Annotated in this window: 18 protein-coding genes; 4 read left to right on the top strand and 14 right to left on the bottom strand. The window is 45.3% G+C overall.

Translation table 11 applies throughout. The features are described from left to right. Window positions 1-59: 59 nt before the first annotated feature. The 9 genes from ABXS75_09250 to pcrA form a co-directional block, all read right to left on the bottom strand. Window positions 60-755, bottom strand: coding sequence for a flavodoxin (locus tag ABXS75_09250; protein XCP86956.1), 696 nt, complete (start codon window positions 753-755; stop codon window positions 60-62). Between the two features lie 3 nt (window positions 756-758). Beyond that, entirely contained in the window at window positions 759-959 is a 201-nt protein-coding gene (locus ABXS75_09245; GenBank protein ID XCP87121.1) for a hypothetical protein, read from the bottom strand. A 114-nt stretch (window positions 960-1,073) separates the two neighbouring features. Continuing rightward, window positions 1,074-1,964 carry a LysR family transcriptional regulator gene (locus ABXS75_09240; GenBank protein ID XCP86955.1) on the bottom strand — a complete coding sequence of 297 codons (891 nt, stop codon included), beginning with the start codon at window positions 1,962-1,964 and terminating at the stop codon, window positions 1,074-1,076. A gap of 76 nt (window positions 1,965-2,040) precedes the next feature. Further along, the gene (locus tag ABXS75_09235; GenBank protein ID XCP86954.1) at window positions 2,041-5,595 is read right to left on the bottom strand and encodes a response regulator; all 3,555 of its coding nucleotides are present in this window, start codon (window positions 5,593-5,595) and stop codon (window positions 2,041-2,043) included. A 317-nt stretch (window positions 5,596-5,912) separates the two neighbouring features. After that, on the bottom strand, window positions 5,913-7,157 hold the full coding sequence (locus ABXS75_09230) for an ISAs1 family transposase (protein XCP86953.1): 1,245 nt from the start codon (window positions 7,155-7,157) through the stop codon (window positions 5,913-5,915). Window positions 7,158-7,197: 40 nt separating this feature from the next. Next, a complete protein-coding gene (locus ABXS75_09225) occupies window positions 7,198-7,779 on the bottom strand; it encodes a hypothetical protein (GenBank protein ID XCP86952.1) in 582 nt (193 codons plus the stop codon). 289 nt (window positions 7,780-8,068) lie between these two features. After that, entirely contained in the window at window positions 8,069-9,433 is a 1,365-nt protein-coding gene (rlmD, locus tag ABXS75_09220; protein ID XCP86951.1) for a 23S rRNA (uracil(1939)-C(5))-methyltransferase RlmD, read from the bottom strand. A 162-nt stretch (window positions 9,434-9,595) separates the two neighbouring features. Continuing rightward, window positions 9,596-9,844, bottom strand: coding sequence for a DUF4366 domain-containing protein (locus tag ABXS75_09215; GenBank protein XCP86950.1), 249 nt, complete (start codon window positions 9,842-9,844; stop codon window positions 9,596-9,598). A 201-nt stretch (window positions 9,845-10,045) separates the two neighbouring features. Continuing rightward, a complete protein-coding gene (pcrA, locus tag ABXS75_09210) occupies window positions 10,046-12,280 on the bottom strand; it encodes a DNA helicase PcrA (protein ID XCP86949.1) in 2,235 nt (744 codons plus the stop codon). A gap of 264 nt (window positions 12,281-12,544) precedes the next feature. Between pcrA and ABXS75_09205 the strand changes: the two genes are divergently transcribed. Then, on the top strand, window positions 12,545-12,859 hold the full coding sequence (locus tag ABXS75_09205) for a YerC/YecD family TrpR-related protein (GenBank protein ID XCP86948.1): 315 nt from the start codon (window positions 12,545-12,547) through the stop codon (window positions 12,857-12,859). Between the two features lie 130 nt (window positions 12,860-12,989). Here the strand turns inward: ABXS75_09205 and ABXS75_09200 are convergent, their stop codons facing one another. Both ABXS75_09200 and ABXS75_09195 read right to left on the bottom strand, forming a co-directional pair. After that, on the bottom strand, window positions 12,990-13,592 hold the full coding sequence (locus ABXS75_09200; GenBank protein XCP86947.1) for a DUF1836 domain-containing protein: 603 nt from the start codon (window positions 13,590-13,592) through the stop codon (window positions 12,990-12,992). A 39-nt stretch (window positions 13,593-13,631) separates the two neighbouring features. Then, window positions 13,632-14,345 carry a phosphatase gene (locus ABXS75_09195; protein XCP86946.1) on the bottom strand — a complete coding sequence of 238 codons (714 nt, stop codon included), beginning with the start codon at window positions 14,343-14,345 and terminating at the stop codon, window positions 13,632-13,634. A 202-nt stretch (window positions 14,346-14,547) separates the two neighbouring features. On the opposite strand from ABXS75_09195, the gene ABXS75_09190 reads away from it, so the two are divergent. Together ABXS75_09190 and ABXS75_09185 are read left to right on the top strand one after the other, a co-directional pair. Continuing rightward, a complete protein-coding gene (locus ABXS75_09190; protein XCP86945.1) occupies window positions 14,548-14,730 on the top strand; it encodes a hypothetical protein in 183 nt (60 codons plus the stop codon). Window positions 14,731-14,858: 128 nt separating this feature from the next. Continuing rightward, the gene (locus ABXS75_09185; GenBank protein ID XCP86944.1) at window positions 14,859-16,652 is read left to right on the top strand and encodes a sugar-binding domain-containing protein; all 1,794 of its coding nucleotides are present in this window, start codon (window positions 14,859-14,861) and stop codon (window positions 16,650-16,652) included. Between the two features lie 136 nt (window positions 16,653-16,788). Here the strand turns inward: ABXS75_09185 and glgB are convergent, their stop codons facing one another. The 3 genes from glgB to ABXS75_09170 all read right to left on the bottom strand — a co-directional run bounded on the left by glgB (window position 16,789) and on the right by ABXS75_09170 (window position 21,177). Then, entirely contained in the window at window positions 16,789-18,618 is a 1,830-nt protein-coding gene (gene glgB / locus ABXS75_09180) for a 1,4-alpha-glucan branching protein GlgB (protein XCP86943.1), read from the bottom strand. A gap of 192 nt (window positions 18,619-18,810) precedes the next feature. Next, the gene (locus ABXS75_09175) at window positions 18,811-19,434 is read right to left on the bottom strand and encodes a hypothetical protein (GenBank protein XCP86942.1); all 624 of its coding nucleotides are present in this window, start codon (window positions 19,432-19,434) and stop codon (window positions 18,811-18,813) included. Window positions 19,435-19,542: 108 nt separating this feature from the next. Then, window positions 19,543-21,177 (bottom strand): class I adenylate-forming enzyme family protein, encoded by a 1,635-nt coding sequence (locus tag ABXS75_09170; GenBank protein XCP86941.1) that lies wholly within the window; start codon window positions 21,175-21,177, stop codon window positions 19,543-19,545. A 201-nt stretch (window positions 21,178-21,378) separates the two neighbouring features. Here ABXS75_09170 and ABXS75_09165 point away from each other — a divergent pair, with 201 nt between their 5' ends. Continuing rightward, window positions 21,379-22,422: an ABC transporter substrate-binding protein gene (locus tag ABXS75_09165; GenBank protein XCP86940.1), complete on the top strand. Its 1,044-nt coding sequence runs from the start codon at window positions 21,379-21,381 to the stop codon at window positions 22,420-22,422. The last annotated feature ends 104 nt before the right edge of the window (window positions 22,423-22,526 follow it).

The following is a 22,526-nucleotide window of genomic DNA, read 5'->3' as shown; positions in this document are numbered from 1 at the left end:
TCTGTTCGCTCCTTAGATTCGGATATTCCTATATCCGTGAGCCATGCTGCTACGGTATCCTATGCATTCGGAACATCCTTTGCCTCAATCGCAATGCCATCCAAAGAAACTGCTGCATGGCTTGCTTCTGCGATAGTCTGATAACTGCCGCCCGCCCCATAGCCATCATGGGTACAAAATGGGATGACCGTTTTTCCGGTTAAATCATACTCATTCAAAAAGGATAACACTGCCTGCGGAACATCAGTTGCCCATACCGGATAACCCACAAACACCGTATCATAAGCGGAAATATCCAGATCACCTTTTTTAAGCTCCGGCAGATAATTACGGTTCATTTCATCATGGTTTACATCCCGTAATTCATCAAAGTCTGTCGTATATGGAGTAACCGTCTCGATCCGGTGCAGGTCTCCGCCCACTTTCTCCGCTATCATATTGGCGATATACTCCGTTGTTCCGTAACGAATATCACCATCCACCACGATGCTTGCCGAAGTTGTGGCATCCACATCAGAGGGATATTCTGTATTTCCCCAACGTGAGAAATAGACAATCAGAATATTGCTTGTGCTTAGATTGGATTCTATATTTTCCTCTTCAAAAATCCCCTCTGAATCCAAAGTATTTTCCTCCTGGGAAGATGTGTCTGTATTTGATTCACTGTTTTTCCAGGAAGGTTTTGCTGCTCCATTACAGGCAGTAAGCGAAAGCCCCAAGAGTGCAGTAAACAGCACTAATAAAAATTGCCTCATAGATTACCTCCATTCTTTCATTTTACTGATCATATAATCAATTTCATCGAGAGATTGCTGCTTTCCATGTATTTCATCCAATAATCTGTATCGACATTTTCGCAACATCTGTATTTGCCTTCCTCTATCTTCACATCCCAAGATTTCATCGATTTCTTCTTTGCCAAGTCCGGCTTTAGCAAGAGAATAAGTATCCGGTTTCATCAAATAGCAGCACTCCCTCCTCAAAAAAAATGTAAGTGCAATTATGGAGCAGGCTGCCCCTTTCTTGCACTTACATTATACTTACGCATTTGTTTTATATCAAATACTTAGTTTTTATGCCTCACTCATGCTCAAAAAGCATTTTGAAAATTCAATAAATTTTGTTGCTGCCAGACTAAATGGCTGTCCACGTTTCCACGCCAAAACGCTCGTTGCCAAAAGTTCCGGATACAATGGCCGATAAGTTATTTTTGATAAATCCCAAAAAGGTACTGCTCCCTCAATGACCAGCGAATATGCCAGACCTTCCTTTACCATTACTGCAGCGTTGGTACTCAGATTGCTGGTAAACATGATGTTCAAATTTTTGTAATAATCACCAAACCAACTCGCAAGTTCACTCTGCACCTGCAAACGTCTTGGAAGGATCAAGGGCACTTCTGACAAATCACTTGCTGTAACAAATTCTTTTTCTGCAAGCGGAGCATTCGGCGGCATAAGAACAATCCACCTTTCTTTCATATCCATCCGGACAAAATCATATTTCTCCATGTCTATCGGTTCCAAAAGCAGACCGAGATCAAGAAGTCCTTTATCCATCTGCTCTTTTACCAAATCCGCAGTTGCTGTAAAAATATCAAAAGTAACACGAGGATATTTCTGATGAAAATTCCTGAATAGCTCTGGAAGCAACTGTACTGACGCAATTTCTCCACAGCCAATAGAAATCTTACCTTCCACCTGCTCCTCCTGCTCGATCAGTTCTTTTTCTGTCTTATCAACAAGCTGCAAAATTTCTTCTGCGCGGCGCCGAAGCAGAATACCCTCGTTGGTTAATTTGATTTTTCGTGTACCTCTGTCAAACAGTTTTACACCAATTTCTTCCTCCATTTGTGCAAGCTGGCGAGAAAGTGTCGGCTGTGTGATATGCAAAACCTCTGAGGCTTTTGTAATACTTTCTTCCCTGACCACAGTCAAAAAATAGCGAAGAACTCTAATTTCCATATGTGAACTCCTCTCAGCTTTACTCACGCTCTGTTATGCCATATATCTTCTCGGTACCTGTTAAATAAAGATGATTTTAAATCCTTTTTTCTCCAATCCATGTTGCCAGACACTTCATCAACTGCCCAATATCCAGTGGTTTTGTAAGGTGCTCATTCATTCCGGCATTCTTACTCCGCTGTATATCTTCCGTAAAAGCATTCGCGGTCATAGCAATAATCGGAATTTCAGCAGCGTCCTTACGCGGAAGCTTTCTGATTGCCTCAGTAGCTTCATACCCGTTCATAATCGGCATCTGAATATCCATCAATATCATATCGTAGTAGTTCTCGTCCGTTTTTTCAAATTTTTCCAATGCCTCTCGACCGTCTTCAGCACTTTCTACCGTCACTCCGGTCTCACCGATAATTGCTTCGGCTATTTCCCGATTCAGCTCATTATCCTCTACTAAAAGAATTCTTTTTCCGTTCAGATCCATTTCAGCAAACGAATCCGTCTCCGGCAGTTCCTTACTCTTATCCTTTTCTGCAATCTGATTAAAAAGATATACCAGACGAGACTTAAACAGCGGTTTGGATATAAAACCGTTTACACCTGCACGGCGTGCTTCTTCTTCCACACTGCTCCAATCATATGCCGACAAAATAATAATCGGTACGTCAGAACCAACCCTTTCACGAATCGCCCGCGCGGTCTCAATACCGTCCATTTCCGGCATCTTCCAGTCCAAAATCACGGCAAAATAATCCTGATTTCTCCGGTGATGCTCCCATACCCTTTGCACGGCTTCCCTTCCGCTAAGAACATATTCGCCCTTCATTCCGATGTTCTCAAGAATCAGGCATGTCATCTCACTGGCATTTTTATCATCATCTACCACCAGCACCGGCAAATCCATAAGCTTCTCCGTATTCGGCGTTTCCGTATCCTCAAGCTTAAGGATCAGCGTTACAACAAATTGCGTTCCTTTTCCTATCTCACTGTCTACTACAATATCACCATTCATTCTGCGGGCAATATTCCTTGCAATGGTCATTCCAAGTCCTGTCCCCTCAATCTTGCTTACCCTTGAATCCTCCGCACGGCTGAATGGCTCAAACAGCTTTTCCTGAAACTCCTTACTCATACCGATTCCGTTATCACGGAAAACAAATTCATAACAGCCATAGCCGGGCATATTGGATGCCTTCTCGTTAATTTCCATCTCAATATTTCCGCCCGGATTCGTGTATTTTACTGAATTTCCCAATATATTCATAAAAATCTGCTGCATTCTCATGGTGTCACCGATTACACGCTCATGCTCCACGTTCGTAATGTGCACATCAAAATTATGCTTTCTTTCCTGCATGGAAGGCCGAATCATGGTTACCAGATTTCCGATCAGGTCGGATAAATTAACTTCCTCCTCCGCTAAATCTATTTTTCCCGATTCAATCTTGCTCATATCAAGAACTTCATTGATCAGTGACAGAAGATGTCTGCTGGAGACAGTAATCTTTCTCAGGCAATCTTCAACACGCTCCTTATCCTCCAAATATCTTCCTGCAATTGCTGTCATTCCGATGATCGCATTCATCGGAGTTCTGATGTCATGACTCATTCTTGACATAAAATCACTTTTGGCTGCATTTGCGTAATTGGCAGCTTCACAGGCTTCTTTTAATGCCTGCCGCTCCTGCTCTTCCCTTAACTTACTTTCCGTCACATCCTGTGCCACATATAATGCCCGTTTTGGTCTGCCGTCGCTTGTTGTCTCAGCCAATACGATACTGGCGCGAATCCATGCTCTCCGATGATTCTCATCCGGCACCATACGATATTCAAAAGCAACCATCGGCTGTTTTATACTCAGGCTATTCAGTAGTTTCTGATAGCTAACATGCTCCAGATATTCCTCCCTGTCATCAGTAGAAATAAAGTTTTCGGCATACAGATGAATCGCCTGGGTATAATTTCTTTCATCTCCCAAGACGCTACTGACCACCGCCTTCTGCCTTACAGGTCTGAGTGTATCATTTTCAAGGTCAATATAATATGTTGCAAAAAACATACTGCTTAAGCTGTTTATGATAGATGCCTTTTCTATTGACTCTCTGTATGCATACTCTTCCGCCAGCTTTTCTGATGTAATATCACGTCCCAGTATATTAACAACTGTTTTTTCTCCCTGTCGTATATAAAGCACATGCTCCTCTGTCCACAACAGATCTGCGCCCTTGTGTCTGTACTGGCATATATCTTCGCGATAATCCTGTACCGTTTCCGCATTTTTCCGGAGGTTTTCGAGAAATAACATTTTTTTAAACTCTTCCTTGTCCGCTTCTACAACCGTTTCCTCGAATGCTTTCCTGACATAATGATCATAATCACCTTCCTCACGCCTGCCCGTAATGCCTTCCCTCAGATAGACTCTCTCACATATTCCGGTTTCCAGATCTATGGTATTTAATATACTGTACCTTGATCTGATAATTGCTGACATTCTCTGGTCATTCCGCATCCGCTCCATGTCTCTTTTCGTCTGTTCATCCACATCCTGAAAAGCCAGGATTGCATTACCACCCTGTTTTCTGTTCTCCTTAAAATATGCTGATATGGAAATATAGCGCCACTCACCATACAGAAACATCCGACACAGAATTGTCTTTTTCTTTTCTCCGTTCTTCCACGCTGTTCTCATCGACTCCAGAGAAAGCTGATTGTATACATTCTCCTGATCCTCAGGTGATATGTAACCGGCGCCGCTGCCTTTAAAAGTATTGTCCCACATATAAATTTCTGTGTTCAGGGCCTGTCTTACCTTTTCCGTAGTCCGCACTATATTTACACCGCCGCTTTGCAGATCTACAACGTAAATAGCAAAATTTGTCTCTCCCAACGAGTTAATAATCTCCTGATTCCAGATATTAGCCTCTTCTCTTGAAAGTCCCTCCTTGAACGTATCATGGATATCCTTAAGGCAAATCATGACCTTCTGATTATCATCAGAATAATCAAAATCCGGAACAATTTCCAGATGGTGCCATCTATATCCGTTACCGGCTTTGCGGCGATAAATACAACTCAGCTTTTTTGCGCCTTTTTTCAATTCATTTTTCACATTCTCAAAATGGACAAACTTCTCATATCGTTCTATATCCTCCTCATAAACATAACCAGATTTGGAAATACCAAAAAACCAATCAGTAAGAGAAGTCATATATTCACGCATTTCCTGAATCTCTTCCTCATCCACTTTTACGATAGAGAAACTATCCGTACTTAAGTTTCCCCGCAAAACCTTATGGTATATATGATTTGCCACCTCTGCATAAGGCGTAACCGTAATCATAAATGCCGGAATCGTTTCCTCCCACAGAATACGAGTGGCCGCAATCTCCACTGCCTTACCAAAAGGATCGTCATAATTAACGCTACGTGCTTCATTTTTATCTCCGATATACAACAGCGGACAATTGTCACAGGTACCTTTCCATAATTCATGGCAAACCATGCCTTCCTCAATATTCGGTGCAACCTCTCTTACCCGTTTGTTGTAGTATAAAATTTTATGATTATCTTCCCGTATGACATAAACCGCCGTCATCTGAAGTGAATCCAGTATCAGTTCATATTCTCTCGTTTTCACTTATATTACCCCGTACTTATAATATTCTTTAATTTTTTTGGAATTTGAAGCTTCATCTGCAAAACTTCATATTATATAATTGTATCACTATCGGAATATCAATACAAGATATATTATTCTTCTTGACAGGGTTGTTTCATGAATCTTCCCAAACAGCTTCATTTGTTATAACCCCTCTATTATTCAGATCAGAATCTTTCTAAACGCATCCTTTGCAATTCCTTACCCGCATCCAAGATGTTTGCCCTCTAAAAAGGCGCAAAATATCCCTATATCTTATTTACACTTTTTTCAAAATAACTTATACTTATTTTATATCAATAGAAACTGGCTATCCCGTTGAAGACATATTTCTTTCTTAAGAATGGATCATCACTGAACTCGTCCATAGCTTCTGTCATGATCTCCGAACAGTCCCCGGCCAGCATAGCTATCCGCAGGATGTTATAGGCAAACTTCCTGATCAGGGCCAGATTGATCTTTGATTTTTTCGCCGGGGACCTGTCTTCACGGAACGTATCGTCTAACACATGGTGAAGTCGGTTTTCGACCGACCAGTGCTCCCTTTTTATACGTCCCATTTCTTCCGCTGTCAGTTCCATATCCGAGATCATTCCTGTTTTCTGTATATCCTTTGGCCTTTCCTCATCCTGGACTGGTCTGGGCCTTCTTCTTGAACCCTTTTCCAGAAATGTCCTCACATCTGGTGTGATATCATTTCCCTTAGGATCCCGTTCAACCGGTATCCGTATCTGACGGGCTAATCCCACTGTTTTTACAAAAGGCCATTCTTTCTGTGTCTTTGTCAGGAGGCTGCATTCCCCACAAACGCTGTACCATCGGTATTCCTGCCTGTCACGGTTCCTTTCCTGCTGGCACACTTCCTCATATTTTTCCTGCATTTCCGGATACCTTGCCCTGTAGTTACTGTCTTTTTTCATCTTTTTGTGGTCTTCTGCCATCTCTCCGAAATATTTCACGATCTCATCATAGGACTGTGGCTGGTTCTTTTTTACCATCAGCACAAAATGTCCCCCCTGGGAAAGGATCTGCTCCATGATCTGCGTCTGTGTCCCAATTGCATCTGTTGTGACTGTACTTCCCTGGATATCAAGCAGTTTCAACAGCTCCGGTATCGCCTTAATCTCACAGTCTTTATTCTGAATGGGCATCTGCGCGATCACCAGTCCCGTTACCGCATCTATCGCATTCAGGATCATCGGGGCCCTGAAATCCTTCACTTTCTCCATTGCTGCCCGCAGTGCCTTTCCGTCAATTGATATATGGATTCCTTTCGTGCTTACAATCTCCCCGATCCATTCCATGAATGCCAGCGCAAACAGTTCCACGTCAATCCCCCATAGGATCCGGCATGCTGTTGCCGGGGATGCGATACCCTTCTTTAATAGAAGATATTCCCGCAGCTCTTCCAGATGTTTGTTACACCATCTAAGGCTCCTGCGTATAGTTGTCTTTCCTGCCAGAAAACCGGTCACCAGACATACCAGCACTTCCGCAGAGTCATGCTTTGTCTCCCGGCCGCATCGTGGATCCGGCACCATCCTCATATATTCCAGAAGCATTTTTGTCCGAAAGCCATTCTCAGCACACGGAAAGTTCCACCCCTGTTTTTTCTAACAGTTCCTCCTGTTCTGTACTAATCTTTGATATCACCCTTTCTTTTTCAAAATACAGCAGATAAATACTTTTCAATATCTGCAGTTTTTGAAGTTCTACTCCGTGCTCTTTATAAATCCGTCTGCTCAGGGATGCTGCCTGGGCATTAAACTGATAGTGAAATTCCTGCTCCGTTTTTATCTCTCTTTCTTTCGCAAGGTAGGTCTCTGGTGACCATTTTTTCAGAATAACCGAAAGGACATCCTCCCAGTCATTCCCCAGAGGTTTCTTCCATCCCTCCGGGCACAGCTGCCATACTGCCCTGGAGAATCCATACTCCCTCACTTCTATCCCTCCCAGGGATATTTTTTTCTTTTCACTTTTTATGACTCCTTCCGGAGTTATGATGCCGATATAAGTATCTACCGGCTGTGGGTATTTTTTCCCGGGAACACGCCTGGAAGTGCGTTTATAGAGATAATAAGTATCACCTTTCTTTTTGACGGTGGTTCCCCTGGTCCGTTTCTCCTGCACCCAGTCAGGATATTTTTTCTCTGTTACTGGCATAATATCCTCCTTTCTGTATAGGTAGAGCATACCTATACTATATAGACATTATACCTCTACAAGAGAAAAAAGTCGAGGGTTATGAAAAAAATGTATAATTTCCATAACCCCCGTAAAAACAGTATGCTTAATCATTTGAATTATTCTTCATGAAACAACCCTGTTCTTCTTGAGTTTCAGTCTTGAGTTTCAGCAAAAAATGCGCTTTTTCGCGTTTGCTTCAGTGCGGTGTCGCGACATTCCCAAGATCTGGAGCCAGCTCCGACTTTGGCTCATTGCTCGCGCATTTTCAGTTACTCTTCTGAAGGAGCGCAATTGTCTCAACATGATAAGTCCCCGGGAACAAATCAATACAAGCAATCCTCTCCACCTTATACCCTCTCCCCTGAATCATCTCCAAATCTCTTGCCAAGCTGGTAGGCTTACATGCAATATAGACCATTCTCTCCACGCCAAAATCCAGAATTTTCATCAAAGCCTTCGGGTGTACGCCATCCCGTGGCGGGTCCAACACAATCAGATCCGGCACCTCCCCCAGCTCATCGATCACCTTCAACACGTCGCCAGCCCAGAACGTACAATTATTAAGCCCATTCAGCTTCGCATTCTCCCGTGCAGCTTCCACCGCTTCCTCAACAATCTCCACACCGACCACTCTTTTTGCCACCGGTGCCAGGATCTGTGCGATCGTGCCAGTCCCACTGTACAGGTCGAAAATCACCTTATCCCTCGTCTCTCCAATATACTCCCTCGCCTTCTCGTAAAGAACCTCCGCCCCTAATGAGTTCGTCTGGAAAAATGAAAATGGAGTGATTTTAAATTTCAGTCCCAGAAGCTCTTCATAAAAATAGTTCTGTCCATAAAGCACTTCTGTTCCTTCATCTTTCACCACATCTGCCAGGCTATCATTTTTCGTGTGCAAAATGCCGACTATTTTTCCGGTAAGCTCCAATTCCAAAAGTGATTTCACCCACTTTTGGCCATCCAGTTCCTGCTCCGATGTCGTGATCACATCCACAAGAATCTCTCCTGTTTTTACTGCCTTGCGCACAAGAAGATGACGGAAAAATCCGGTATGACGCATACGATGGTAATAGGGATATCCCGTTTCCTTGGCAAACTCCAAAGTTGCCGCAAGAATTTTCCGGTAATCTTCATCTACGATCCGGCAGGAATGTACATTTACAATATCGTGAAAACTGCCTCTTTTATGCATTCCCAACGCCAGCGGTCCGTCCTTGTACTCATCGCCAAAGGTAAATTCCATCTTATTTCGATATGCCTGACGGGCAGGACTTTCCTTCACGCCCTCCCAGATGTACTCGCCCTCAACGGCCGCGTCCATCATTTTCCTGATCTGCTCCTCCTTCATCTGAATCTGCGTCTCATAGGAAAGGTTCTGATACGTACAGCCTCCGCACTCGCCAAAATGCGGACATTCCGGTGAAATCTCCTCGGGAGACGCCTCCAGCACTTCGAGAAGCCGCCCCTCTGCCTGGCCTTTGCGAATCTTGTTAACGGCAAAACGAACCTTCTGCCCGGGAACGGTATTTTTCACGATTACACTTCCCTCTTCTCCTTCTACCACTGCAATCCCTTTATTTGGAAATTCTACATTTTTAATTCGTCCTTCTAATATCTGTCCCTTTTTCATTCCAAATCCTTCCTAACCCTAAAACTAAGCAAGTGTGGTCCAGCTTTGCTGGACACACGCAACCGAGATGAACATCCACTGGATGTTCACTTAGGCATGCCTGGCAACATAAAACGAGACAGGAATCATAAATCCCTGTCTCATCATGTTCTTTTCCTGCAATTATTGTACTTCGTCTTCGTCGCTGAAAAACTCGTCGCCGAGATCATCATCGAAGTCTTCTTCAAAATCTTCCAGATAATCCGGAGTAAAGAAACAGTACACTGCATATGCGATCGCTGCTACTGCTGCAACCGCACCAACGATTGCCAGAACCCAGAGAACTGTCTTCTGAACTTTATCATCCTCATCTTTTTTATGAACTAATTCATTCAATTTGCTTGCTGCAAGCATTTCTTCAAATTTGCTCATGCTTCCACATCCTTTCTTGCCTGATTCAGGATTCATTACCTGTTCATATCTCGCATTAATCTCTAGAACAATTATATCATTCCTTCTCACAAATTGCTACTATTATTCTGACAAATTCTCAAATTCACTTTTTCCACTTTTTTCGTAACAGGTGCACTCTACATTTCGTTATTCCGATCGCATAAAACATCAAGGTGCTCCCTATACCTTTTCCAATTTTGCGAACATAGCAAACATTTTCTTCACACCGGCTCTGTCGAATTCCACAGTGACTTCGTAATCTCTGCCGCCTTCGACAATCTTGGTCACAAGACCCTCCCCGAATTTCATATGTCTTACGCGGTCTCCTACTTCGTAGTCCAGACCACCGCCTTTTTTAACAGGAAACTGCTGTACCGGTTTTCCCGTATCGAACGCTTTCTTGTGGAAATTCTGCTGTGCCTGTCTGTATGTGGAAATCCGGGGCGCCTCCTTTTCCACTTCATGGACAAAAATCTCTCCGGTAGACAAAAGCTCCAGAGGCACTTCTTTCAAAAATCTGGACATTGCATTGTACTGCATCTGTCCTCTTACCATTCTGCGCCTTGCACAGGTCAGCGTCAGTTCTTCCTTCGCCCGCGTGATTCCCACGTAACAGAGCCTTCTCTCTTCCTCCACTTCCAAAGGATCGTCTCCCGAAATCGACATATAACTGGGGAACAGTCCGTCCTCCAGCCCTGCCAGATACACGTGCGGAAATTCCAGCCCCTTGGCACTGTGGAGCGTCATCAGCACCACATAATCCGTGGTTTCATCCAGGCTGTCGATATCTGCCACCAGCGCGACCTCTTCCAGGAAACCGGACAGGGTCGGTTTTGCTCCCTCCTCTTCACAGCTTTCCTCATATGCCGCGATTTTATTCTTCAATTCTTCGACATTTTCGATCCGGCTCTCCGCCTCGATGTCAGAGTCCGCCTTTAGTTCCTCTAAGTAAGCCGTGGTATCAAGGATTTCCTCCATCAGCTCACTCAGGCTCATATGCGCGCTCTCCGCCTTAAAATGCTCGATGAGCGCCGCAAAGGATTCCAGCTTTCCGGCGCTTCTTCCGATTCCGGGTATCCCTTTTGCCGCCAAAAGCGCATCGTAGAAGCCAATCTCCCGCTCCCCGGCATACTGCTGCACCCTTCCTATAGTCGTGAGCCCGATTCCCCTTTTCGGCACGTTGATGATACGGCGCACTGCCAGATCGTCGCGCCCATTGTCCACCGTTTTCAGATAAGCCAGCAGATCCTTGATCTCCCGTCTGGCGTAGAAATTCACGCCGCCCACGATCTTATAGGGCACGCCCTGGAGGACCAGTTTCTCCTCAAACATACGCGACTGCGCATTGGTCCTGTATAGCACCGCAAAGTCCTTCCAGATACACTTTCCTTTCTGCACCTGCCCTTTGATATCGTCAACTATGTACTCGGCCTCATCAAATCCGGTGTCGAACTGGCGGAACTGAATCTTGTCCCCCTGGCCGTTATCCGTCCAAAGCGACTTCTCCTTCCGCCCCTTATTATTGCGGATCACCGCATTTGCCGCATCAAGAATATTTCCGGTGGACCGGTAATTCTGCTCCAATTTGATGACCTTCGCATTCGGAAATTCCTGTTCAAAATTCAAAATATTCCGAATATTGGCTCCGCGGAACTTATAAATAGACTGGTCGTCGTCTCCCACCACGCAGAGATTCTGGTATTTCCCTGCCAAAATGCTGACTAATTTAAACTGCACGGTATTTGTATCCTGGTACTCATCTACCATGATATACCGGAAACGATTCTGGTAATACTCCAGCACGTCCGGCTGGGTCTGGAAAAGCTGCACGGTCTTCACCAGCAGATCATCAAAATCCAGCGCATTATTCGACCTCAACTGCTTCTCATATTCCGTATATGCCTGTGCGATTTTCTTCCGGTTAAAATCCCCTTCCGCCTTAAGCGTAAATTCTTCCGGCGTAATCATCTCATCCTTCGCAGATGAAATCGCCCCGAGAAGCGTTCGCTCCCGATACATCTTCGTATCAATCTGCAAATATTTGCACACATCTTTCATCAGCGTCTTCTGGTCGTCCGTGTCATAAATCGTGAAATTACTGTCGTATCCCAATCTGTCTATATATCTTCTGAGGATCCGCACGCACATGGAGTGAAATGTGCTGACCCAGACACTTTCCGACCCATATCCCACGATCCTATCCACTCTTTCCCGCATCTCTCCAGCGGCCTTATTTGTAAAGGTGATGGCCAGAATATTCCATGGATTAATCCCCTTTTCATCGATCAGATACGCGATCCTGTGTGTCAGTACCCTCGTTTTTCCCGAACCGGCGCCCGCAAGAATTAGGAGCGGGCCTTCTGTATGATAAACTGCTTCCTGCTGCATATTGTTTAGCGAATCGTAAATACTCATACTTCACGTCCTTTATCCTGTATTTTCTGCCTATGCAGGCATATTTCATATTATAATATATATCCCTCGAAATGTCTCGGACTATTTTAGAAATTATTTTGGCTGAAATTATTTTTGTCGTAAATTAAAAACGCAAAATCTATTCTGCATATGAAGCCGATTTTCCTTTTTCAATCCACGAAATTATTTTTATCCCTCCATACATCTGGACTTTAACATTTTAATGTGTTACTATATTTACAGATTAGTAAGGAGGTTTTCCATATGAATAAAAAAATCAGGACCGATGCTGTCGACTTTTTATTTGATGCAATATTAAGTCTGAGAGATAAGGAAGAATGCTATACCTTCTTTGAAGATATCTGTACGATCAATGAACTGCTTTCTCTCTCCCAGCGTTTTGAAGTCGCCCGAATGCTACGCGAACAGAAAACTTATCTGGATATCGCAGAGAAAACCGGAGCTTCCACTGCGACCATCAGCCGTGTGAACCGCTCTTTGAATTACGGAAATGATGGCTATGACATGGTATTCGAACGAATCACCAAAAAACCGGAAGAAGAATCGCAGAAAATCTAAATCCGACAGCAAAAAACAGACACTTAAAAGCTGACTGCATAAGTCTCTTAAGGTGTCTGTTTTTTTGTTGCCAGATATACTTTTAAATTGCCATGTATACGACAAAAACGTTCATTTGCTGTTTACCCGGCTACTTCCGCTTGCCTGCCGGCGGCAGCTCGTCGATTAATTTCTCAATGATCTGCTTCTTTACATACACATCAAAACTGAGATTGCAGATAAAGGCAAATAGCTGTAAATACTCTTTCTCCTCCTCTGCCACGTCCGCGAACGCGCCTTCTGCGCTCTGATATAATTCCCTGATATCGTCCTGCATCTGGCCGATCCGGCTTTTCTCCATCTTGCAGACTTCATCATAGACCTTCTTCATGTCAAATCCGCCATCTGCCCCAAAATACCTCTCTGTCAGCGGATCCAGCAACGTCTCAATGTCTTTGATCGACAAAATATTTTTAAAATAGTATACGAAGATCAGAACCAAAAGGTGTTCTCTGGTGTATTTCTTCTTCACAGGCGGAGGAAGCAGGTTATTCTTTGCATAATTGTTGATCATGGTCTTAGTAAGGACCTTGTCCTCCTCATACCGCTTGGTCGTCCTGAGCTGCTCCTCCATAAAAGTCGTCACCTGATCCATATACAGGTCGATATTCGGAATATCCTTGGCGTGAACGTAGTCGATTCTCCCAATACTCTCCAAAATGCTTTCCAGCAGATTATCTTTGTCAACTGTCATTATCTTCACCTCGATATGACCATTATATAGTATTAAAAACTAGATGGCAAGCATTTTTTCCAGTTTCGCGACCGACGTATTGATCACCAGCTCCTCCGGAAATTCACACTCCTTCAAGAGTTCCAAAGCCAGTGTAAAATCTGCGATATCCACGTCCATATGTGCATCGCTTCCGATCGTGATTGGTACCTGGTATTCCTTACATTTTTTCAGCATCTTTTTATCATTTTCCCTGGTATCTGCGCGGAACCCGCCTGGCTTTAGGGAAGTGTCATTCAGTTCCAGGATCGTTCCAGTTTCCTTTGCTTTTCTCACTAACAGGTCATAATCCACAGGGTATCTTCCGTCATCTGGGTGGCCGATGATGTTGACCAGCGGATTCTCCATCGCAGCTATGTAAGCTGCCGTCACCTTCTCAATGGTCCGTGCGCTTTTAAAACAAGGGGTATGTACGCTTGCAATCACCAGATCCAGCTTACTAAGGACCGGCTGTTCCAGATCCACTGTTCCCAGCTCGTCCATGATATTCAGCTCTGTTCCCATGAATAATCTGACTCCGTACATCTTCCGAGGCACTGCATCAAGATTCTGGAAGTAAAAGGAATGACAGCTTCCCGGCATATTCGGCGCATGATCTGTAATCGCCAGCGCCTCGAGCCCTTTTTCCTTTGCCATCATCGCCATCTCCCGAATGGTGTTATAAGCATGTCCGCTTACCAATGTATGCGTGTGCGTATCTAAAACTATTTTCATTCTTTGTTCCTCTCTTTTCTTTAGCGCTCAAAAATTCTGATCTGCATATATCATATCCTTTTCTCTTTAATTTTACAATATTTTTTACATACTTTTTCCCAAATAACGCAAACTAACAATAACTATTTCGTTTAAATTCGAAAGAAAATAGTAAAAAAATGGAAAAAATATACCAACAAACGAAAAAGAAAGAAGGACAAATATGAATAAAAATGAGAAAAATGAAAACCAGCGCATCATCGACTCCTATGACTATCTTTCCAACGCAGCCTCTACCTGGGACTGTACCGGACTGATTCCCTTTCTTCCCACCACCAAAGGTGAACTGGAAAACTACGAAGATGTCTATCATTACCAGCCTCCAAAGGTTCCAAAACAGAAATAATTCTCAAAATTTCTAAAAAAACTATAAAGCCGGAGAGTATTCTGATTTTTTATGGTATACTTGTAAGTAATAAGATTTTAAACGTATACCGGCATATAGATTGCTCTATATGCCCAAGGAGGACCTATATGAATCTGCAGGATACTCTTAGAAGTGCACGAATATTTGTAAAAAAAGAAAAATTGCGCCCTCTTACCACCATTTGGGGTGAGAAGCTTGTGCCTGCCAAAGTCCGGGACGAATATCCCCGCCCTCAGATGGTAAGAGATGATTATACGATCCTGAACGGGTATTGGGATTATACTTTAGTTTCCTCTCGTAAACGTACCGTTTTACAGAAAGGCAGGATTCTCGTTCCCTTTTCACCCGAGGCGTCTTTATCCGAAGCCGGATTTCAATTAAAACCGAATCAGACTTTGATTTATGAGCGTGCTCTTCCGGCAGATGTAAGGCCGGACGACGACAGCCGCTGTATCCTTCATTTCGGCGCCGTAGACCAGCTTGCCCGCGTACTGATCAACGGGCGGCAGGCCATCGCTCATCTTGGCGGCTATCTGCCATTTTCCGTAGATATCACGGAATATTTAAAGGAGGAAGACAATATACTTCAGGTTCAGGTGGAAGACGTTTCCGACACCTCCAGCCGAAGCGTTGGCAAACAGCGTTTAAAACGGGGAGGAATGTTCTACACGGCCCAGAGCGGCATCTGGCAGACAGTGTGGCTGGAGAGGGTGCCCGCGATTCATATCACGGATCTTAGGCTGACCCCGCATTACGACAAGGAGACGGTCCACGTAGCTATCACCTTGAATCGTCCGCTCCCTGTATATCACGGCTGCGAACCGGTGACCTGCCATGTGATTGATCAGAACGGAGTGGTCATTTCCAAGGGAACCTGTACCAACCATTCCGATTCCCTTTGCGAATATACCTGCTACTGCGACGTGGATCAGATGATTTCCTGGACTCCTGAGAATCCCTACCTTTATCATCTGAAGGTCTGTGCGGGCAGTGACGAGGTCACCGGATATTTTGCCATGCGGCAGTATTCCGTTGAACTCGATGAAAAGCACTATCCCCGCTTCTGCCTTAACCACAAGCCGCTGTTTTTGACAGGCGTTCTCGACCAGGGATATTGGCCCGACGGCCTGTATACTGCGCCGTCAGACGAGGCGCTGATCTATGATATTCAGTCCATGAAAAAGCTGGGCTTTAATATGATACGCAAACACGTTAAGATCGAATGTGCCAGGTGGTATTACCATTGCGACCGTCTGGGCATGATCGTATGGCAGGATATGGTAAGCGGCGGCAAATATTCTGCCCCGCTCATGACATGGCTCCCGGCCCTGTTTCCGGCCTTCAAACGCAAATTAAACGACCACTTTTATCTGCTTCTCGGTAGGAAAAGTCAGCGCGGCCAGGAGGAATTTATTCGGGAATGCAGGGAATCGGTGGCAGCGCTTCGATGTTTCCCCTGCATCAGCACCTGGTGTATTTTTAACGAGGGCTGGGGACAATTTGACACCAAAAAACTGACGCGCCTGTTCCGTGATATGGACCCTGCCCGGCTTATCGATTCCGCAAGCGGATGGTTCGACCGAAGGCAGGGTGATTTCAGAAGTGAACATAACTATTTTGCCAGGCAATTTGTAGCTCCGGATAAGCGGGCGTTTATCATATCCGAGCTTGGCGGCTACTCCTGCCAGGTACCAGGTCACACCAGTTCCCGCAGTGTATACGGGTATAAGCTCTTTCCCGACGAGGAGACCTTCCGGAGGGCTTACGACAAACTGATGAGGGAAGAGATAGAGCCGTTGAAAAACAAAGGGCTTTGCGGGATTGTATATACGCAGCTCTCGGATATTGAGGAGGAGACCAATGGTCTTCTGACCTATGACCGAAAAGTATGCAAACTGTGATTCGAATCCGAATAAGATCCAACTGACTTCTATATGTCAATAAAGTATAAAGGGAAGGCACGAAAGCCTTCCTTTTATACTTTGCATGTTACCATGCATATCTAAGTGAAGATTCATTAGACCTTCATCTCATTCTTTATTTTTCTGCCTTTACAATGCTTTCTTTAGCCTTTTCTTCCATTAAAACAGACAACAAAACTCCGGAAAACGGCGGCAGATCCAGCGTCAACATCTTCTCCTTAATCTGGCCTTTTTTCAGGCTGTATGTCTTTTTCGTCGTACCGCCATACTCCTCCCAGTCAGAATTCAGTTCGATCTTTACTGTTCCCTCCTTTTCCAAAGCCACCGCATACGCCCTCTGCGTCACATCTGAGAAATTAAATACTGCAAGAAAATCCTTCTTCTCTCCCCGCCGCCTGATTGCATAGATGCACCGCCCTTCCTGATGGCAGTCCGCCCAGCTAAAATTCTGCGGATCGTAATCGTAATGGAAGGCATCATTTTCACAATAAATGCGGTTAAGCTCCATCATATAATGGTGGAAGGCATCATGATTCGGATATTTCAGCATATCCCAGTCCTGCTCCCGGCTTTCGTCCCACTCGCGGAGCTGGCCGAACTCATTTCCCATAAAATTCAGCTTCTTGCCCGGGTGGGCCATCATATACATGTACATTGCCCTTGCCTGGGGGAATTTTGTCTCATATTCTCCATTCATTTTCTGCAGGATTGTTGCTTTTCCGTGTACGACCTCATCATGACAATATTCCAGCATATATCTCTCATTATAATAGTACATCATGGAAAACGTCAGTTTATGGTAATCCCGCGTGCGGTACTCGGGCGCACTCTGGAAATACTCCAGCGTATCATGCATAAATCCCAGATCCCACTTGTAATCGAACCCAAGTCCACCCTCATACACCGGTTTTGTCACGCCCGGGTAGGAGGTGGAATCCTCTGCAATCAACATGGCGGTCGGGTGTCTCTCCTTGAGTCCCTGGTTCATGACCTTCAGGAAATCGAGCGTCGTACCATTTACCCCGCGCTCTTCATCGCCCTGCCAGTAAATCAACCTGCTCACAGCGTCCATGCGAAGTCCGTCAAAATGGAATTCGCTCAGCCAATAATTTGCCGCGGACTGCAGGAAACACCGGATCTCTCCGCGGGAATGCATGAAATTGCAGCTTCCCCACTCGCTCTCTCCCACTGCCGCATTGGGATACTCGTACAGACAGGTACCATCAAACTCCCTAAGTCCATAACTGTCGACCGCAAAATGTACCGGAACAAAATCCATGATAACACCGATTCCCTCCTGATGGCAGCGGTCCACAAATTCTTTTAACTGATCCGGCGTTCCATAGCGTGAAGTCGGCGCAAAAAATCCGGTATTCTGATATCCCCAGGACCCGTCAAAGGGGTGCTCGGATAACGGCATCAGCTCAATATGTGTATAATGGTTCTGTTTTACGTAAGGAATCAGCCTGTCCGCCAGCTCAGAATAGGTATACCAGTCCTCATACCCTTCTCCCTTTTTTCTCCATGATCCGGCATGAATCTCATAAACGTTCAGCGCCCTGTCGTATCCGGCGCTCCGCTCACGAAGCCACTTCTCATCGTGAAATGTATACGCATGAAGATCCGTCAGAATGGAGCAGTCTCCCGGGCGCAGCTCCATCTGGAACCCGTAAGGGTCACAGTGTTCTACCCGTCTTTGGTCCCTGGTATAAATGCAATATTTGTACATCTGCCCGTACTCGGCCTTGACCGGAGCCGAGACATAAACTCCGCTTTGATTCTCCTGATACATCGGGAACTCCTGCCAATCACTGAACTCTCCCATCACCGTAACACCGGACGCTCCGGGAGCAAATACCCGAAACCGGAACCCGTCTGTTTCCCTATGTGCTCCAAAATACTGATACATTTCAAAAAGATGTCCTGTATAAAATTCCTGCTGCATCTTACCTTCTCCTTTTTACTATCGCATTTTCGGCATCTCTGCCACATATCACGGTCAACACTCTCTGCGCGAGCCGTCCAAAAACTGACCAAGTGTCAGAAACTTACTTTAAAAAATCCGCCACACCAGTTTTCCTGCCGGTGCGGCGGTATTCTTTCTAAAAAACCTTCCGCATAAAATGCTTATTCTTGTTTATTGAGTAGATTCCGGGAATAATGCTTCCTGAATCTTTACCATCTCTGCATCTTTCAAAGTATAGACATTGTCTTCTTTTGTGACCTCAAGCTCTACCGTAGTCTTCTCGCCATAAGTATTCTTATCAATACTCTTCTGCACACTGTCGATCAAAAGCTGTGCCAGAACGTCTCCCTGCGTCAGATCGACAGACTCGTCTGCCTCGCTGAGCGCTTCCTCTGCACTCGCTTCCAGGGTCTGGTAAATATCAGAAGGCTCTACCTCAACCGTAACCGTAAATCCATTATCGGACTCTTTCGCTTCTTTTACCTCGTATTTTGCCATGGTCCTAATCTGCCGTTCAATATCGGCATATTTATTCTTCATCTCATCACTCAGACCTGTCACTCCTACCAGTTCCTGGTTGATGCTTTCCATGAAATCGTCGTCCATCTGCTTCTTCGCTTCTTCCTCAGAAATCTTAAGGAAATCTGCATACTCTTTATACTCTTCCTTATAAACCGCATCTAAACAACTCTTCGTATACCCCTGCGCATCGAATTTTGTGGCTCCGCAGGCACTCACGCCAAGAACTACAGCCAAAGCCGCCGCAATGACTCCCAATTTGTGACTTCTCATCATATCTTCTCCTTTTCCCTCATACAGATACTCTGCATTTATTCTAAAGATACTATAGCAAATCTTGTCCTGTATTTCAATATTTTATAGAAATTTACCATCAATTTTCTTTTACGCTCTGTTCTGATCCTGGACCAGATGACTGACTCCATAGCGCTCACGGAGCTTCGGTTTTTCAATCTTACCGGTCGCATTTCTCGGCACATCTGCAAAGAAAATCTTCCTCGGCCGTTTATATTTAGGAAGCTTCTTGCAAAATGCGTTAATATCATCTTCCGTGCAGGTATATCCCGGCTTCAGAGAAATAATCGCCGCTGAGATCTCGCCCAGACGGGTATCCGGAAGCCCGATCACTGCTACGTCCAGTATCGCCTCATTCGTGCGCAGGAAATCCTCAATCTGGACCGGATAAATATTCTCACCACCACTGATGATGACATCTTTCTTTCTATCCACAAGGAAAATGAACCCGTCCTCGTCTTCCATAGCCATATCTCCGGTATAGAGCCACCCGTCATGAAGCACCTCATCTGTCGCTTTCTTGTCATTATAATAGCAGACCATGACACCCGGTCCTTTGACCGCAAGTTCTCCCGTCTCACCTTGCTTCACGGGCTCACCCTTCTCATCAATGATCTTGGTCTCCCAGCCATAGCCGGCCTTACCGATTGCTCCCACTTTGTGAATATTCTCCACGCCCAGATGGACACAGCCTGGTCCGATCGATTCGCTAAGACCATAGTTGGTATCATACTGGTGGTTCGGGAAATATTCCTTCCAATGCTTGATCAGACTCTGCGGAACCGGCTGCGCACCGATGTGCATGAGCCTCCACTGCTCAAGCTGATACATATCCAGCTTGATCTCACCGCGATCCAGCGCAAGGAGCAGATCCTGCGCCCACGGTACTAAAAGCCAGACGATCGTACATTTCTCTTCCGACACCGCCCGCAGTATGAATTCCGGGTTGGTTCCCTTTAAAAGCACAGCCTTTCCGCCAGTCAGAAGGCTTCCGAACCAGTGCATCTTCGCTCCTGTATGATACAGAGGCGGAATACACAAAAATACGTCCTCTTTTGTCTGTCCGTGATGATTCTGCTCCACCTTTGCCGAGTGCATCAGGGCCATATGCGTATGCAAGATTGCCTTCGGAAATCCTGTTGTTCCGGAGGAGAAATAGATGGCTGCATAATCCTCATCGGTAATATCGATCTTCGGCGACTGGCTGGAGCAATTCGCCGTGTGCATCGTGTAATCCTCCGCAAATCCCGGGCAACCGTCCCCCACATAGTAAAGTAGACGGTGCTTGCTGATCTCATCTGCCACCTCTTCCACACGTCCGATGAACTCCGGTCCGAACACCAGGATATCCACTTCTGCCAGCTCCACACAATACTGAATCTCCTCCGCCGAATAACGGAAATTCAGCGGTACCGCGATCGCCCCTGTCTTCAGAATACCAAAATAAATCGGCAGCCATTCCAGGCAGTTCATAAGCAGGATTCCCACCTTGTCGCCTTTTTTAATCCCTCTTTCAAGCAGAAGATTGGCAAAACGATTCGCCTTCTCGTTAAATACGTTCCAGGTGATCTCTCTGCGGAAATAAGAAGCCCGTACCGGCTCGATCAGGTCGTATTCCTTCCAGGTGACCCTTCTCGTCTCCGGCATCTCCGGGTTAATCTCCACTAAGCATACATCATCACCATACAATCGGCAATTCTTCTCCAAAATATCTGTAATAGGCATTGATTTTCCCCTTTCTCAACTACCAATAAGCACTCTTATCTGGTTTTATTTTTATGCTTTAACGCATTTATCCGCTAAAGTCTATAGTACCCAATTTTCTTCTTCTTGTCAATCTTTCTGTCAGAGTTTTAGTAATCTTTCACACTCCACCCACTTATGCATACCTTAAACCAGAGACCAATAAATCTCAGGAGGAAATGTATGAAAAAGCGTATCTTATCTGTAATGCTGGCAGCCCTGCTCGCAGTGGGAGTTCTGCCGGCATGTTCACCAAAAGAAGAGACCAGGACCACACAGACGCCGGCAGAAACTGAAACCACGCAGGAGAACACCCCCGTTTCGCTCACTTTAAATGAGGTAGCCCATTCCATTTTCTATGCCCCGCAGTACGTTGCGATCGAGGAAGGATATTTCGCCGAGGAAGGGATCGACCTCACGCTCGTCACCGGATTTGGTGCTGACAAAGTCATGACCGCCGTCCTTTCCGGAGAGGCAGATATCGGTTTCATGGGAAGTGAATCTTCTATCTACACCTACCAGGAAGGTGCAAATGACGTCATCGTCAATTTCGCCCAGCTCACCCAGCGCGCCGGAAACTTTCTGGTAGCCCGGGAAGAAATGCCGGATTTTACCTGGGAAGACCTGAAAGGAAAAGATGTTCTCGGGGGTAGAAAAGGCGGTATGCCGGAAATGGTATTTGAATATATTTTGAAGAAAAACGGGCTGGACCCCGCTAAAGATCTTAAGATTAATCAGAGTATCGACTTTGGTTCGACCGCAGCCGCATTTTCCGGTGGGCAGGGCGAATTCACTGTCGAATTCGAACCTGGCGCCACCGCCCTGGAACTGGAAAAGGCCGGCTATGTTGTGGCCTCCCTCGGCGTGGATTCCGGCTATGTTCCCTATACTGCATACAGTGCAAAGAGCAGCTTCATGGATGAAAACCCGGAGCTGATCCAGAAGTTCACGAACGCTCTGCAAAAAGGCATGGACTATGTCCAGACCCACACGCCGGAAGAGATTGCTAAGGTCATTGCTCCGCAGTTCAAAGAAACCGACCTTGATACCATCACCACGATTGTAAAACGGTACTATGACCAGGACACCTGGAAAGAGAACCTCATTTTTGAAAAAGATAGCTTTGAACTTCTCCAGGATATTCTGGAAAGTGCCGGAGAGCTGAAAGAACGGGTTCCCTATGAAGAGCTTGTGACCACCAAATTCGCTGAAGAAGCGTCCAGATAAAAAAAGGACTGTTCACCTGAAATCGGATCGTACCTTCTAAAACGGTCATTACCACTTTAGAAAATGCCTTCCGATTTCAGGGAACAGTCCCTTTTTTCCATATA

This window comes from Roseburia hominis (assembly GCA_040702975.1).
Taxonomy (GTDB): Bacteria; Bacillota; Clostridia; order Lachnospirales; family Lachnospiraceae; genus Allocoprococcus; species Allocoprococcus hominis_A.
This window is presented reverse-complemented; position numbering and strand designations above follow the sequence as displayed.

What these genes read in the sequence shown, in the direction of transcription:
- ABXS75_09250 (XCP86956.1), bottom strand. Translation starts at nt 755, where the DNA reads ATGAGGCAATTTTTATTAGTGCTGTTTACTGCACTCTTGGGGCTTTCG.
- ABXS75_09245 (XCP87121.1), bottom strand. Translation starts at nt 959, where the DNA reads ATGAAACCGGATACTTATTCTCTTGCTAAAGCCGGACTTGGCAAAGAA.
- ABXS75_09240 (XCP86955.1), bottom strand. Translation starts at nt 1,964, where the DNA reads ATGGAAATTAGAGTTCTTCGCTATTTTTTGACTGTGGTCAGGGAAGAA.
- ABXS75_09230 (XCP86953.1), bottom strand. Translation starts at nt 7,157, where the DNA reads ATGGTGCCGGATCCACGATGCGGCCGGGAGACAAAGCATGACTCTGCG.
- ABXS75_09225 (XCP86952.1), bottom strand. Translation starts at nt 7,779, where the DNA reads ATGCCAGTAACAGAGAAAAAATATCCTGACTGGGTGCAGGAGAAACGG.
- rlmD (XCP86951.1), bottom strand. Translation starts at nt 9,433, where the DNA reads ATGAAAAAGGGACAGATATTAGAAGGACGAATTAAAAATGTAGAATTT.
- ABXS75_09215 (XCP86950.1), bottom strand. Translation starts at nt 9,844, where the DNA reads ATGAGCAAATTTGAAGAAATGCTTGCAGCAAGCAAATTGAATGAATTA.
- pcrA (XCP86949.1), bottom strand. Translation starts at nt 12,280, where the DNA reads ATGAGTATTTACGATTCGCTAAACAATATGCAGCAGGAAGCAGTTTAT.
- ABXS75_09205 (XCP86948.1), top strand. Translation starts at nt 12,545, where the DNA reads ATGAATAAAAAAATCAGGACCGATGCTGTCGACTTTTTATTTGATGCA.
- ABXS75_09200 (XCP86947.1), bottom strand. Translation starts at nt 13,592, where the DNA reads ATGACAGTTGACAAAGATAATCTGCTGGAAAGCATTTTGGAGAGTATT.
- ABXS75_09195 (XCP86946.1), bottom strand. Translation starts at nt 14,345, where the DNA reads ATGAAAATAGTTTTAGATACGCACACGCATACATTGGTAAGCGGACAT.
- ABXS75_09190 (XCP86945.1), top strand. Translation starts at nt 14,548, where the DNA reads ATGAATAAAAATGAGAAAAATGAAAACCAGCGCATCATCGACTCCTAT.
- ABXS75_09185 (XCP86944.1), top strand. Translation starts at nt 14,859, where the DNA reads ATGAATCTGCAGGATACTCTTAGAAGTGCACGAATATTTGTAAAAAAA.
- glgB (XCP86943.1), bottom strand. Translation starts at nt 18,618, where the DNA reads ATGCAGCAGGAATTTTATACAGGACATCTTTTTGAAATGTATCAGTAT.
- ABXS75_09175 (XCP86942.1), bottom strand. Translation starts at nt 19,434, where the DNA reads ATGATGAGAAGTCACAAATTGGGAGTCATTGCGGCGGCTTTGGCTGTA.
- ABXS75_09170 (XCP86941.1), bottom strand. Translation starts at nt 21,177, where the DNA reads ATGCCTATTACAGATATTTTGGAGAAGAATTGCCGATTGTATGGTGAT.
- ABXS75_09165 (XCP86940.1), top strand. Translation starts at nt 21,379, where the DNA reads ATGAAAAAGCGTATCTTATCTGTAATGCTGGCAGCCCTGCTCGCAGTG.